This window comes from Chitinophaga sp. ARDCPP14, from assembly GCF_051362515.1.
Classification (GTDB): domain Bacteria; phylum Bacteroidota; class Bacteroidia; order Chitinophagales; family Chitinophagaceae; genus Chitinophaga.
The window spans coordinates 437,311-451,437 of record NZ_JBKIXB010000002.1 but is presented as its reverse complement, the minus strand read 5'-3'; the positions used below and the strand labels follow the sequence as shown (position 1 = coordinate 451,437).

At 44.6% G+C, this 14,127-nt stretch carries 15 protein-coding genes; 8 read left to right on the top strand and 7 right to left on the bottom strand.

Features of this window, described 5'->3' with window-relative positions; genetic code table 11:
• Nucleotides 1–18: 18 nt before the first annotated feature.
• The 5 genes from ACLHR0_RS06475 to mutY form a co-directional block, all read right to left on the bottom strand.
• Nucleotides 19–588: a DUF3109 family protein gene (locus tag ACLHR0_RS06475; RefSeq protein WP_370908685.1), complete on the bottom strand. Its 570-nt coding sequence runs from the start codon at nucleotides 586–588 to the stop codon at nucleotides 19–21.
• Between the two features lie 73 nt (nucleotides 589–661).
• Nucleotides 662–1,264, bottom strand: coding sequence for a hypothetical protein (locus ACLHR0_RS06470; protein ID WP_436485436.1), 603 nt, complete (start codon nucleotides 1,262–1,264; stop codon nucleotides 662–664).
• Between the two features lie 22 nt (nucleotides 1,265–1,286).
• A complete protein-coding gene (gldE, locus tag ACLHR0_RS06465; protein WP_429062398.1) occupies nucleotides 1,287–2,630 on the bottom strand; it encodes a gliding motility-associated protein GldE in 1,344 nt (447 codons plus the stop codon).
• 132 nt (nucleotides 2,631–2,762) lie between these two features.
• Nucleotides 2,763–3,221 (bottom strand): single-stranded DNA-binding protein, encoded by a 459-nt coding sequence (locus ACLHR0_RS06460; protein ID WP_079471287.1) that lies wholly within the window; start codon nucleotides 3,219–3,221, stop codon nucleotides 2,763–2,765.
• Nucleotides 3,222–3,418: 197 nt separating this feature from the next.
• A complete protein-coding gene (mutY, locus tag ACLHR0_RS06455) occupies nucleotides 3,419–4,492 on the bottom strand; it encodes an A/G-specific adenine glycosylase (protein ID WP_436485433.1) in 1,074 nt (357 codons plus the stop codon).
• A 220-nt stretch (nucleotides 4,493–4,712) separates the two neighbouring features.
• On the opposite strand from mutY, the gene ACLHR0_RS06450 reads away from it, so the two are divergent.
• The 3 genes from ACLHR0_RS06450 to ACLHR0_RS06440 all read left to right on the top strand — a co-directional run bounded on the left by ACLHR0_RS06450 (nucleotide 4,713) and on the right by ACLHR0_RS06440 (nucleotide 7,874).
• Nucleotides 4,713–5,000: an HU family DNA-binding protein gene (locus tag ACLHR0_RS06450; protein WP_073084475.1), complete on the top strand. Its 288-nt coding sequence runs from the start codon at nucleotides 4,713–4,715 to the stop codon at nucleotides 4,998–5,000.
• A 24-nt stretch (nucleotides 5,001–5,024) separates the two neighbouring features.
• A complete protein-coding gene (locus ACLHR0_RS06445) occupies nucleotides 5,025–5,867 on the top strand; it encodes a tetratricopeptide repeat protein (protein ID WP_079471284.1) in 843 nt (280 codons plus the stop codon).
• 456 nt (nucleotides 5,868–6,323) lie between these two features.
• Nucleotides 6,324–7,874, top strand: a complete 1,551-nt coding sequence (locus ACLHR0_RS06440; RefSeq protein WP_079471283.1) for an Rne/Rng family ribonuclease — start codon at nucleotides 6,324–6,326, stop codon at nucleotides 7,872–7,874.
• Nucleotides 7,875–7,910: 36 nt separating this feature from the next.
• On the opposite strand, the gene ACLHR0_RS06435 is transcribed toward ACLHR0_RS06440, so the two are convergent.
• Nucleotides 7,911–8,237 (bottom strand): cupin domain-containing protein, encoded by a 327-nt coding sequence (locus ACLHR0_RS06435; RefSeq protein WP_370908680.1) that lies wholly within the window; start codon nucleotides 8,235–8,237, stop codon nucleotides 7,911–7,913.
• Between the two features lie 166 nt (nucleotides 8,238–8,403).
• Between ACLHR0_RS06435 and ACLHR0_RS06430 the strand changes: the two genes are divergently transcribed.
• Complete coding sequence (locus tag ACLHR0_RS06430) at nucleotides 8,404–10,074, top strand: L,D-transpeptidase family protein (protein ID WP_436485429.1); 1,671 nt, start codon at nucleotides 8,404–8,406, stop codon at nucleotides 10,072–10,074.
• A gap of 52 nt (nucleotides 10,075–10,126) precedes the next feature.
• On the opposite strand, the gene ACLHR0_RS06425 is transcribed toward ACLHR0_RS06430, so the two are convergent.
• Entirely contained in the window at nucleotides 10,127–10,510 is a 384-nt protein-coding gene (locus tag ACLHR0_RS06425) for a RidA family protein (RefSeq protein ID WP_370908678.1), read from the bottom strand.
• A 98-nt stretch (nucleotides 10,511–10,608) separates the two neighbouring features.
• On the opposite strand from ACLHR0_RS06425, the gene ACLHR0_RS06420 reads away from it, so the two are divergent.
• From ACLHR0_RS06420 to ACLHR0_RS06405, 4 genes are all read left to right on the top strand, one after another.
• Nucleotides 10,609–11,274 (top strand): 3-hydroxyacyl-CoA dehydrogenase family protein, encoded by a 666-nt coding sequence (locus ACLHR0_RS06420; RefSeq protein ID WP_429062406.1) that lies wholly within the window; start codon nucleotides 10,609–10,611, stop codon nucleotides 11,272–11,274.
• Nucleotides 11,275–11,284: 10 nt separating this feature from the next.
• Nucleotides 11,285–11,962: a tRNA (adenosine(37)-N6)-threonylcarbamoyltransferase complex dimerization subunit type 1 TsaB gene (gene tsaB, locus ACLHR0_RS06415; RefSeq protein WP_436485427.1), complete on the top strand. Its 678-nt coding sequence runs from the start codon at nucleotides 11,285–11,287 to the stop codon at nucleotides 11,960–11,962.
• Between the two features lie 213 nt (nucleotides 11,963–12,175).
• Nucleotides 12,176–12,535, top strand: a complete 360-nt coding sequence (locus ACLHR0_RS06410) for an ArsR/SmtB family transcription factor (RefSeq protein ID WP_012788619.1) — start codon at nucleotides 12,176–12,178, stop codon at nucleotides 12,533–12,535.
• Nucleotides 12,536–12,667: 132 nt separating this feature from the next.
• On the top strand, nucleotides 12,668–14,071 hold the full coding sequence (locus ACLHR0_RS06405) for an MBL fold metallo-hydrolase (RefSeq protein WP_436485424.1): 1,404 nt from the start codon (nucleotides 12,668–12,670) through the stop codon (nucleotides 14,069–14,071).
• Nucleotides 14,072–14,127 lie beyond the last annotated feature (56 nt).

Sequence of the window (14,127 nt, the reverse complement as noted above, 5' to 3'; positions counted from 1 at the left end):
GTTAAATCCGAAAATGATTTACCCGTGTTCTTTTCTTGCGATGTTATCCAGCACTTCATAAAATTCCGTGCCGTATTTTCTGACCAAAGCATCTTTAAGGAAACGATACACTGGCACTTGAAGGGTTTTACCGTTCTTACACGCGGGTTTGCAAACCTCCCAGCGGTCATAATTTACTGCTTCAAATGTTTCGTACTTTTTAATACGGATAGGGTACAGGTGACAGGAAATCGGTTTTTTAAAATCAACCACACCATCATTGTATGCTTTCTCGATGCCACAACCTACTACACCGTGATCGTCTATGGTTGCGTATGCACAAATACCTTTATTTACAATCGGGGTAACATATCCATACTCATCGTCGGTAGTATTGGTACCAGTGTGTTCAATTTCTTTGATACCATCTTCCCGCAGGTAAGATTTAATCTTCGGATAAATTTTCTTCAGGGTTTTAACTTCCGTTTTATCCAGCGGAGCCCCACAATCGCCCGCTACGCAACATGCGCCTTTACAAGCGGACAGATTGCATACGAATTGCTCCTCAATTACTTCGTCACTTATGTATTTATCGTCAATGATAATCATCTGGAATGCTCTTTTGCCTGAAATAACAGACAGACAATCTTATTTAAGACCACAAAGTTACAGCATTCAGGGCTTATCTCCAGCGCAGGGTTTCTACCATATGCCACATATCCTGTTCCAGGAACCGGTAAACGGGTGCGAGGGAATCTGCATTGGGCGTAACATCAAAATAAAGGGCGCCGCGCAGGAAGTGTTTTACGGAATCGGTAGCAAAGAATTGCTTTGAAGAGGCGGCATTACCACCTACTTCATAGAAGGTGCCGCTTACGTTATTAGCTGTATGGATCTTGTTTTCGTCGATGTATTCGGCCTTATAGGTATGCTTGTAGGTCATTTTAAAAGCATCGTCTACCAGCTTGCGGAAACTGTTGTTACCGGGGCCGATGATCTTGTAGCTCATATAAATTTTCCCGTTCAGGGAGGGGAAGTCAATATTGATCCAGTACGGGTTTTCCGGTGCTGCGCCAAAAAAGGAGGTGTCTTTGATGATATTGGCGTATGCCGGGTACTCAAACGTATAGGGGTATCCGGGCATATCGAAGGTGCGGTATTTTCTCTCCGGAAATTTCACCTGGAAATAGCCTCTGGGCTTTGGTGTGGGTACGTTTTCACAGGCGGCAAATATACACATCAGCCCCACGAACAGGGTGAGGGCCTTTCCTTTAATCGCTGGCATTTTACGCTTATTTAGCAGGCAGTTACACTTTATCAGCTGCATCCGGCCTGATGGTTACCTGTACTTTCTGGATCCTCATTTTATTGACTTCCAGTACAGTGAAATCGAAGTTATTGTAGTTAATAACGCTGTTTTCTTCAGGAAATTTTCCGGCCAGTTCAAGTATAAGACCACCGAGAGAGTCACTTTCGCCTTTTACGGTTTCAAATGTTTCAGGGGAGATGTTCATGATGCGGCAAACGTCGTTCAGCATGGTTTTGCCTTCGAATACGTAAGTGAAGTTATCTACTTTGTTGTAGTTAAATTCTTCTTCATCAAATTCGTCTTTAATATCGCCGATTACCTCTTCCATGATATCTTCCAGGGTTACAATACCGGAGGTACCGCCAAATTCATCCACTACTACTGCAAAGTGCATTCGCCGGCTCTGGAATTCAGAAAGGAGGTCTTCGATCAGTTTATGGCCATGTACAAAGAAAGGCTGGCGCATTACTTCGTGCCAGTCGAAGGTGTTGCCTTTGTCGAGGTGAGGCAGCAGGTCCTTGGTATGGATAACGCCTACGATGTTATCCAGGTTATCCTTATAAACAGGCAGGCGGGAATAATGCAGGTCGGCTACGCTTTTCACGATATCGCCGAAAGTGCTGTCATATTCCACGCCATTTACGTCCAAACGGCCGCGCATGATCTGTTTTACGGTAATATTGCCAAATTTCAGAATGCCTTTCAGGATATTTTTTTCCTCCTGGGAGGCGGTGGCGTCCACGCTCATTTCGATGGCCTCATCAATTTCGTGGTAATTAACCGGACCGCTGCCACGGTGAAAGAAACGATCTTCAATGCTGGTGCTGAGGCCCACAAAAAAATCGCTGACCGGTTCCATGGTGGCATGTACACCGCTTACGAACCAGGCGAAATAGGTGGCAAAACGGATATTGTTTTGAGCTGCCCATACCCTGGGGAGTATCTGGCCGAAGAACAATAAGATGAGACAGATCGCGGAAATCCTTACCAGGAGGGATACTACCGGCAGTGTTTGCAGGTCTTCCATCTGGGTAACGAGGTAATTGGTGATCATAATAAAGGCGATCATGAGCAATATACCTGCAATTTGTAAGGAAGCGAGCAGTGATTTAGGTTTTTCCAGCAACCGGGTAATTAGTTTGCCGGATGCGTTCTGGCGTGTTTTAAGCACATTCAGATCCTTGTGATTAAGGGAAAAGAAAGCTACTTCCGCACCGGAAACAATAAAGGTTAGCAGCAGCAGAATAAAAATAACAAGCAGAAATACCACCACGTTAGGGGCGCCAATTGGTGCGCTGGCTTGTAAAAAATAGGATACGTAGCTTGCCGAAAGGATGCCCAAGATGTTCAACTTTGATGTAATTAATCAAAAAATAGGGGAAAGTAATTCATGGAATTGCTTTCCCTGCACGCAAATATAAGTAATGTCCCTATATGGGATTACGTACATTCAAAACTTAATATTTTTTTGCAACTAAAAAGGCAGATCGTCTGCGGGTTCGTTCAGTGAAGGTGGTATTTCCAGTCCCGGAAAGCTTTCTCCACTGCCTGACCCTGTACTGCTATGGTGAGGTATGGGGTGATCTTGGTTGTTGAGGTCCATGCGTTTATCCAGCATAACCAGGTTATCTCCTACAACTTCGGTGGCAAATTTCTTATTGCCTTCTTTGTCTTCCCAGCTGCGGGTGCGCAAGCGGCCTTCAATATAAACAAGACTGCCTTTGTGCAGGTATTTCTGCGCCAGTTCGGCCAGTCCCCGCCATAGCACCACCGTATGCCACTCTGTTTGTGAAATGAGCTTGCCGGCTCTGTCCTTGAATGTTTCAGTGGTAGCCAGTGAAAATTTGGCTACTGCAATATTCCCTTCCAGAAACTGTACATCCGGATCTCTGCCCAAATTGCCTATCAGGATTACTTTATTAACACCTCTCATAGTTGTAGGTTTTTTTAGTCTATTGTTAAAAAGTTCTTCTTTTAATAAATAAACAACCTTCTTAAAGTTAATATTTTTTTCCAATCGATAGGGAAAAATTTCTTACTGGCAGCAGGTTAAGCCGGATTTTGTTACCAGGCACTATTCCTAAAGTGCCTTAACACTTAATGTATATTTTTATTCTCTATGCGTGTTCACTAGAATAATTGCAGGTGATTACTTTCCAGAAAAGTGGTGATGGTCTTGGGAAAGGCATATCTATTCAGGCTGTTGCGGGGTACCAGGGTATACCCGGGGATGGCCGGCACCTTCTTCACGGTGATGCTAATGAACTGGCTGTGAATGGTTTGATGGGTGAGTTGCTGCTTAAATGGAGCAGACACCCGGTCTATTTCGAAAGGCATTTTTCCCAGCAGCGGTTCAAAGGCTCCGGACGATTGCAGCGCGGTGATGTCCGACGGACCAGCTGTTTCAATGAGAACAAACTCATGCAGGTTTTGCCAGATATCGCTATCTGTTCTTTTGCGGATATATATACCTTCCTTATAATGAACTAGGAGATAATTGAAATATCTTTTTTTGATCAGGAGTTTTTTTGTTTTTACCGGGAGAAGTGGAACAAGATGTTCATGCAGGGCCACGCATTTTTTGCGGAGCACACATTCCCCGCAAAAGGGCTGCTGGGGCTTGCATACCACTGCGCCAAAGTCCATGATACTCTGGTTATATTCAGCAGAGTGGCCTTGCGGCAGCAGTTCCTGGGCAAGCACATCGAACTGCTTCTTTCCCGCGGTGCTGTCGATCGGTGTTTCAATCCCGAAATAGCGGGAGAGGACCCTGAAAACGTTGCCATCCAGCACGGCGTAAGGAAGATTGAAGGCGAAAGAGGCGATGGCTGCGGCCGTATAGGGACCTATTCCTTTAAGCGCTTTAATCCGTTCATACTGGTCGGGGAACTTACCTTGATAGGTAGCCGAAATTTCCCTGGCGGCTGCCAGCATATTTTTACAGCGGGCATAATATCCCAGTCCCTGCCATAAACGGAACACTTCTTCATCCGGTGCGGCAGCCAGTTTTTCAACGGTGGGGTAGTGTTGAATAAACCGCTCATAGTATGGCCAGCCTTGTTCCACGCGGGTTTGCTGGAGAATGATTTCAGATAACCAGATCCGGTAGGGATTTTTTTCACCCTTCCAGGGCATGTTGCGGGTATTCGTTTCCCGGTTCCATTCCAGTAATTTTTCGGTAAAAAATTGTCGGGGTGATATCATTTATATATTATTTTAATAAAATTATTTAGTATATTGATATGGCAAATGCTGTACAAAAACCCTATGAGGTATACCGGATACCTATTTCCGGGCCTGCAAATAAATATAATTTATCGCCAATACCAGTTATAAGAAAAAATGATAAAATTTATTTGCTTAAAATTCAGCAATTAGAATTTTTAAATTAACTTTGAGAGTAAAGTAATCCTCTCGCTTTCATATGAGAAAAGCTGATTTAATTAACAACATTGCTGAAAAAACCGGCATCCCCAAAGTTGATGTATTAGTCACACTTGAGGCCATGTTTAAAGAGGTGAAAGAAGCTCTTGCTAACGGAGAACATATTTATATCCGTGGGTTTGGAAGTTTTATCACAAAAAAACGGGCCGCCAAGATTGGGCGTAACATCAAGAAGAACGTAGCTGTGGAGATCCCCGAGCACTTTATTCCGGCATTTAAACCTTCGAAAGAATTTGTTGCTGAAGTAAAGAAGCTCAAAAGTTCTTAGTTTTGCAGCCTAATAATTTAGGCGATGCAAAAATCACAAGTTCTTCTGGTGGGTGCTGCGGTAGCACTATTGGTGATATTATTCGCCTTTGGCCGTACTGTGCCCCGGTCAGAAAAGAAACCTATGTCATCTGCCGCCCCTATGCAGGGTGGACAGGATGTAGCACCTATTGCCTTCTCCGAACTGCTGGAAACAGCTAAAGGGAAAATTCCTGCTGAAAAACTTTTACAGGTAAATACTATTGAAACAAATGTTGTCCGCGGGGATGTGAAAACCCAACAGATAGCCGCGTACCATCAATTGTACAACACCTGGGACAGCCTCAACCAGCTGCCCGTAGCCGCATATTATCTTGGCGAAGCCGCTAAGTTGGAAAATTCCGAAAAAAGCCTCACCTTTGCAGCCAATTTATTTTTGGCCCACTTGCAACATGCAGAAGATCCGCGCGTAGCAAAATGGGAAGCCCAGCAGGCAATCACTTTGTTTGACCAGGCGATACAATTGAATCCGGCAAACGATACGCTGAAAATATCACAGGCCATGGTGTACATGAACACCGGCGAACCTATGACCGGCGTAGCAAAGCTGAGAGAAGTCGTTGCAGCACACCCTGATAATATTGATGCACAGGTTACTTTAGCTAACCTTGCTATTACATCAGGTCAGTACGATAAAGCTATCGAAAGACTGGAAGGCGTTGCGAAGAACCACCCGGATAACGCAAAAGTGTTATTTGTGCTGGCAGAATCGTACAGAAGCAAGGGAGATAAGAAGAAAGCGATTGAACTGTTTGAAAAAAGCAAACAACTCATGACCGATCCAGAACTGAAGAAGGAAGTAGATAGTTATATTAAAAGTATTCAATAATATTATTTTTCAATCATTTAAAAAAGTATCAGCGTATGCCTTGCGGTAAGAAAAGAAAAAGACATAAAATTGCCACTCACAAGCGTAAAAAAAGACTGAGAAAGAACCGGCATAAAAGTAAGAAGAAATAATTACTCCAGTTTCCCGCCATTTATACTAACAAGGTATGCTCCCGGCGCGGTGGTCGGATAAAAATTTTCATATATCCTGCATGATTCTAGCATTTACTTCTTAAATTGCTATAGTCATGCAGGTTGTTTCCATAGATCCCGCAATTGAATTCTCCGGACATTACCTGCAGTGATCGCTGAACCCTTAAGCAATCCATTCATCACGAACGTGAAGAAATACGCTAACTTTATAGGTGAGCTATTGTTTTGGTATGCAGTAAGCTGTTCTTAAATAGCCGTGTGCATAGCATAAAGGTGAAGTTTTAAAGGTTAAAATTTTGGACGCTTGAATAAGGAACTTATTATAAATGCGGCTCCCACAGGGGTGGAAATTGCGTTACTGGAAGATAAGAAGCTAGTGGAGTTACATCACGAAAGTGGCAATCCTAACTTCTCAGTAGGCGATTTGTACCTGGGCAAGGTGAAAAAGCTGATACCCGGCTTAAATGCTGCATTTGTCGACGTAGGCTTTGAAAAAGATGCCTTTTTACATTACACGGATCTCAGCCCCTATATCCGCTCCATTCTTAAATTTACTTCAATGGCCATCAGCGATAAAACGCCCGATGGATTTGATTTTACCAAATTTAAAAATGAACCGGAAATAGTCAAGACCGGTAAAATTACGGATGTACTGGGCGGTAAACCCAATATCCTCGTACAAATTCTGAAAGAACCCATTTCTTCTAAAGGCCCACGCCTTAGCTGCGAAATTTCTTTACCCGGAAGATTTATAGTGTTAACACCCTTTAATGATATTGTTGCGGTTTCTAAAAAAATCCACTCCTCCGAAGAAAGAAAAAGATTGCAGAAAATCGTGGAAGCCATCAAAACGCCCAACTTTGGCGTTATTGTACGCACCGCCGCTGAAGGAAAGAAAACTGCAGAATTACACGAAGATCTGACCACCCTCGTTCAAACCTGGAAAAATATCCAGGCAAATCTCAGTGGAGGCGTAGCCCCGCAAAAGATCCTGAGCGAGCAAACCAAAACCGCCAGCATCCTCCGTGATCTGCTCAATGAGAGCTTTAACCGCATCGTTGTAAACGATAAAAATATCTACACTGACACCAAAACGTATATCCAAAAGATTGCGCCGGAAAAGTCTGATATCGTTAACTATTACAACAACGGTTCCCCCATCTTCGACAACTTCGGGATTACCCGGCAGGTGAAAGCCTCCTTCGGTAAAACCGTGAACCTCGACAGCGGCGTATATCTCATCATTGAAGCCACAGAAGCACTACACGTTGTAGACGTAAACAGCGGATACAAAAGCTCCAGCAACAACCAGGAACAAAATGCCCTCGCATCCAACCTGGAGGCAGCTGCTGAAATAGCCCGGCAATTAAGACTGCGCGATCTGGGCGGTATCATTATCATTGACTTCATTGATATGAAACTGCCGGAAAACAAGAAAGCTATCTTTGAAGCTATGGAGAAATTCATGGCCCAGGACAGAGCTAAACACACCATCCTGCCTATCTCGAAGTTTGGACTCATGCAAATTACCCGCCAACGGGTAAAACCTGAGATCACCATCTCCGTGGCAGAAGATTGCCCTACCTGCAGAGGAACCGGTAAAATCGGTGCATCCATGCTGATCCTCGAAGACATTGAAAAGAACCTGCAATACCTGCTTAATCACCAACACAAAGGCCTCACCATCCGCGTTCACCCCATACTGCATGCCTTCCTTACCAAAGGATTCCTGGCATCCAAACAATGGAAATGGTACTTCCAATATAAAAAATGGATCAAACTCAAAGCTGACTCCAATTACCATCTTACTGAATATCGCTTCTTTGACGCTAACGACGAAGAAATCAAATTATAAAAGAAAAGGTCCTGATACCATCAGGACCTTTTCTTTTTAATATCTGTAATCATCCCGGGCAGGACTGAAACTGTCGATGATCTTACAATCTTCCAACGCCCGCCCGCCATGCGGCGTATCAGGCGGAATCACCAGCGTGTCATGCTGTTTCAGTGTATACTTCCGCCCGTCAAGGCTCATCTCAAAAGTACCTTCGGCTATATAAGTGATCTGCTCATGCGGATGCTGATGTACCGGCGATTCAAATCCCGCCTTTATCTCCCAGAAAGCCAATGTACTCTTACTGCCATGCACAAACCGGCCGTAATGCCCGGCAATCGTATTTTTTACAGGAATCGTATCCAGAGGAGCAGGTTTGTTCATTTTTATATCTTTTAGAGATTAAATATAACTGATACAGCAGATTTTAACAACGGTCTGAAGCGATAAGTACATATATTTCATACATTTACCACATAATACCCTTCTGATCCCAACAGTTTGATTGTCATGTTTGTTTTTAAGTAAATATTCAACATCCATTACGCTTATGACTATACGTCTCTATTCCTCATTGGCCTTACTGACATTGATTATTTTTGCTGCCTGTCAGCAGCAGAGCGGCTCCCGGAAAAGAACAAAAGCAAGAGATACTACTCACTATACCAAAGAAGAGTATATTGATCAGGCTCTCGACAGCAATTATGTAAATAATTTCCTGCAGTCACATTCATCGTATGACGCCTACGACGAATATATTCGCAACTTTTACCGCAAACGCGATTACCATTTTGCCTGGATTAATAAAGATGGTCTTACCGAACAGGCAGGCAACTTCATCAACATGATGAAGAACGATGCCGCCTATGGTATAAAAGATAGCAGCCTGATGAACCCTGACCTGCAAAGGCTCACAGATACCCTGCTGGTGAGTGATGTGGGGCTGAAACCCGGCGATACTGCTATTCCCCGCATTGAAATGCTGCTTACCGCGCAATTCTTTGCCTACGGAAATAAAGTATGGGGAGGACTCACCGCCGATTCCGCCAAGGACCTGGAATGGTTTATCCCCCGCAAAAAAATAGATATGGAGAGTCTGCTGGACTCTATGGTGAATAAAAAGAATAATGCTTTTGAAGACGACGAGCCGGTGAACAGGCACTATATCATGCTGCGTCAGCAGCTGAAAAAGCTGGCGCAGATTGAATCTTCCACCAAATGGGATTCTATTCGCACCACGCAGAAGAGCTTTAAAAAAGGAGACTCCTCCGAAGTTATCGCCGCCGTGAAAGAAAGGTTGAAAGCTTATGGCGACCTGAAAGAAGCCGATACCACCCGGCGGTTCACTGTTGCCCTGGACTCTGCAGTGCGTAATTTTCAGCTGAGAATGGGATTGAAAGAAGATGGCCTCATTAACAAAGGGGTACTGGATGCATTGAATACGCCCATACAGGACCGTATTCAAAAGATCCTGCTTAATATGGAACGTTTACGCTGGGTGCCATTAGAACCCACTACAGATTACATCCTGGTCAATATCCCCCAGTTTAGAATGCATGTATATGATAAGGGAAAATTATCGTGGAGCTGCAACGTGGTAGTGGGCAAACCGGGCGCCAGCACGGTTATCTTCACAAAAGACCTGCGTTATGTAGTGTTCAGTCCTTACTGGAATGTACCTCCGGGTATCCTGGGCGGAGAAGTGCTGCCTGGCCTCAAACGTAGTGGCAGCGCTTATCTTGCCCGTCAGAATATGGAAATAGTGGGCGCCAGCGGTAAAGTTATTTCACCAGGCTCCATTAATTTCGCGAGGTATTCAGGCGCGAATTTCCCTTACATCGTCCGGCAAAAGCCTGGCGGTAAAAACTCACTTGGCAAAGTGAAGTTCCTTTTCCCTAATGAGTACAACATTTATCTTCATGATACGCCTGCACGTTACCTCTTCGGAGAAAACAAGCGTTCCTTCAGCCATGGCTGCATCAGGGTTGCGGAGCCTAAGCACCTCGCGGAATGGCTGCTGCGGGGAGATTCTTCCTGGACAGAAAAGAAAATTGATGAGGCCCTGAATGCAAACAAAGAGAAGTATGTGACGATAAAAGAGAAAGTGCCCGTGTTCATTGTATACTTCACCGCCTTTGTAGATAGCGATGGGCGGCTGAATTTCAGGGATGATGTGTATGGCCACGATAAGAAACTGGCCGCCTCTTTATTTGGTAAATAATAGGAAATGCAGCAGAGGGAACAACTGTTTCCTCTGCTGCATTGCTGTAAAGTTAAGCCCCTACTGCGATTACAGAGATCTCCACGTTTACGCCTTTTGGTAATCCAGACACCTCTACGGTTTCCCTGGCCGGAAAGTCGCTGGTAAAATAACTGCCATATACTTCGTTCACCTGCGGGAAATTTTTCATATCCGTTATAAAGATGGTGGTTTTTACAATGTGCTGGAATCCCAGCCCGGCTGCAGTGAGAACGGCCTGTAAATTCTTCATTACCTGGTGGGTTTCATCCACGATACCTGATTTGATCAGTTCGCCGGAAGCGGGGTCCAGGGCTATCTGACCGGATACATACAAGGTGTTGCCTGCCTTCACAGATTGGTTATAAGGCCCTATTGGAGCGGGCGCATTGTTGGTATTAATGATTTGCTTTTCCATGAAAACGAAAGTAAATAATAATTGAGAACGCACCAATGTATGGAAAGCAGATGTACTATAATTAATGATTCTTTATTAGGTTTGCCGAAATTTAACGCATGAATATCCTGGTAATAGCAGATGCGCAGCGCTTTGATGAATTGCAGGAGAAGGGAATGGCCAAGCATCATGATGTACAATGGAAAACAAGCCTGGAGGAGGTATTATCTCTTAAGCCTTTTGACCTGGTACTGGATCTTATTTTCGATGACCGGCCGGATCACGCGCAGGTGTATGCGAAAAATCCGGGTATCCCGGTGCTGGCAGGAATAGTGAAAACCTCCCTGACGGAAATCATTGGTCAGTATGCGTTTGAGCAGGGATTCAATATCATGGGCTGTAATTTTTTGACAGGGATGGTGAATATGCCGGTACTGGAAGTATCGGTGCTGGATGAAGGGCAAAAGGAAACATTGGATACCCTCATGTATAAGCTCGGCTGGCAGTACTTGCTGGTAGCGGATGCGGTGGGACTGGTAACACCGCGGGTGATCTGCATGATTATTAACGAGGCTTATCTCACAGCGCAGGAGGGCACTGCAACACCAGAGGATATTGATACATCCATGCGTTTGGGCACCAATTATCCTTACGGACCGTTTGAATGGAGTGAACGGATAGGCATCAAGCAGGTGTATGAAGTATTAAAAGCTATACATGATGCTACCGGAGACGACCGGTACCAGGTGGCCGCCTCACTGCAAACAGCCTACGAAGCGATTTAATTTTTCTTACATGGCACTTATACTGAATATAGATACTGCAACAACAATAGGCTCTGTGAGCCTTTCCCGCGATGGGCAGGTGATACAAACACTGGTAAATGAAAAGCAGCAGGACCACGCCGCTACTATGATCGTGTTTGTTCAGCAGATATTGAAGGAGCAGGGAATTACTCCTGCGCAGCTGGATGCGGTAGCGGTAAGTGCCGGACCGGGTTCTTACACGGGACTACGTGTAGGCGTGGCCACTGCCAAAGGATTATGTTATGCCTGGAATAAGCCACTGCTGGCCATTTCCACGCTTCAGATGATGGCGCAGGGTTTAATCTCCGAAGTAAAAAATGAGCAGGCATTATATTGTCCTATGCTGGACGCCCGCAGGCAGGAAGTGTTTATGGGCTTGTATGATGCCCGTTTACAGGAGATCATGCCGCCACAGGCAATGATCCTGGAGCCAAACTCTCTTGATGGCCCCCTGGCGGCGCACCAGGTCTACTTTTTCGGTGACGGCAGCCCTAAGTGGCAAGTAATGGTATCTTCACACAAAAACGCTATTTTCGCAGAATATGTGATAAGTGCCGCGCATATGGCGCCGCTGTCGGCCCAGGCTTATGAAAAAAAGCTATTCGTTGACCTGGCTTATTTCAGTCCGTTTTACCTCAAGCCTTTTTATTCTCCTCAAAAGCCCTGACATATATCTTAGTTTTGTCATGGGAGAGTCAAATTACATCTAATTTGCAAGTATCCGGGGCATATATATGATAATTTAAGGTATGGAAATTTTTTTTATTGTGATAGATATTATATTTTTGTATAAATCGATTACCGCAGTTGTTGTCTAACTGTTTGCGAGTACTGTCCGTTGATCCCTTTCATTTCATCATTTTTTTAAAACTATTATGCGATGGAAAAAACATTATTAACTACCTCTTCTAATACTCTTATTATTTCTAGAGGTACCAATGAAAAAGACCAGATCAAATTGGATTACATTGCCGTAAAGAAGGCTGCTATGGTTTTACGTGCTATCAACCATAAGCTGCGCCAGCAGATGATTAAGCTGCTGGAAGATCACAAGAAAATGACCGTGACGGAGATTTACGTGAAATTGCGTCTGGAACAATCGGTAGCATCGCAACATCTCGCCATATTAAGGCGTGCTGGCATTGTAATTACAGAAAGAGATGGTAAGTTTATTCACTACACCATCAACAAGCAACGTATTGCTGAAGTGGCGAAGTTTGTGGAAGAACTTGTTGGTTAAAAGCATTGATCCGTGTACTACGGAAAAGTATTATATAAAAAAGTAGCCCCAGGGCTACTTTTTTATTTTGGTATAGATTTTATCCATAAGTGTACAGCCTCAGAAGTTGTAAATTTGTAAAAATCAAAAACCATGTACGTAAAACAATTGTACACCAGCTGTTTGTCGGAAGCGGCATACTTCATAGAATCCAACGGGATCGCGGTAGTGATTGACCCGTTGCGTGATATTGAAGTATACCTCGATCTGGCAAAAGAACGCAACGCCACCATTAAATACATCTTTGAAACTCATTTTCACGCTGATTTTGTTTCAGGACACCTGGAACTGGCAGAAGCTACCGGCGCCAAAATCGTATATGGCCCGGATGCAGAAACAAGCTTCGATGCTTATATAGCAAAAGATAATGAAGTATTCGACATCGGCGCAGTAAGCTTTAAAGTGCTGCATACACCCGGCCATACGATGGAATCTTCCTGTTACCTGCTATCGGACGAACAGCAACAGCCGTATGCCTTATTTACAGGAGATACCTTATTTGTCGGAGACGTTGGCCGCCCGGATCTTTTCAGCGGCAACCTCACCAAAGAAGAGTTAGCCGGATACCTGTTCGATTCGCTCAACAACCGAATTAAAACACTGCCGGACACCGTAATCGTATACCCGGCACACGGCCCCGGCTCTGCCTGCGGCAAAAACCTGGGACCAAACACCTACAGCACCATTGGTGAGGAAAAAGCCACTAACTACGCATTGCTGGCTACAGATAAAGATAAATTTATCGAAGAAGTGACCAGTGGCTTAGCTACGCCGCCATCTTACTTTCCTATCAACGCAAAAATAAACAAGGAAGGATACGATGCCCTGAAAGCCGTAATGGAAAAGGCAATGCAGCCGCTTACCCCTGCAGCATTCAAAGCAAAAGGTAAAGCCGGCGCACTGATTCTCGACACCCGTCCCGCCACTGAATTTGGCGACGGATATGTACCCGGCTCCATCAGCATTGGCCTGGAAGGACGTTTCGCTGAATGGGCGGGCAGCCTCCTGCCGTTTGACCAGGACATTATCCTGGTTACCCCCATCGGTAAAGAAGAGGAAACCGTGGTGAGAATGGCCCGCGTAGGTTTTGATAATGTGGTAGGCTACCTCGATGGTGGCTATCCTGCATGGGAAGCCGCCGGTGAAGCAAAAGACCTGATCATCACCGTAGAAGCAGATGAACTGGCAATGGATATTCCGCATGATCCCAACCTGGTGATCATCGACGTTCGTAAGCCTATTGAATTTGCGGATGGCCATATCAAAGGTGCACTCAATATTACCCTCGGTGATATGATGGACCCCGGAAAATTAGCTGACCTGGAAGATAACCACAACCTGTATGTACATTGTCAGGGTGGTTACCGCAGCATCATTGCCTGCTCTATCATGAAAAGAGAAGGCATCCACAATTTGCGTAACATAGAAGGAGGCTTCGCTAAAATGAAGGACCAGAAAGGATTACAGGTTGTGCAGGAAAAAACGGTATTGAACTAATTACCTTCATATTTTTAAATGGGATCGATAAAAAGAAGCACTGGCTTCTTCTTATC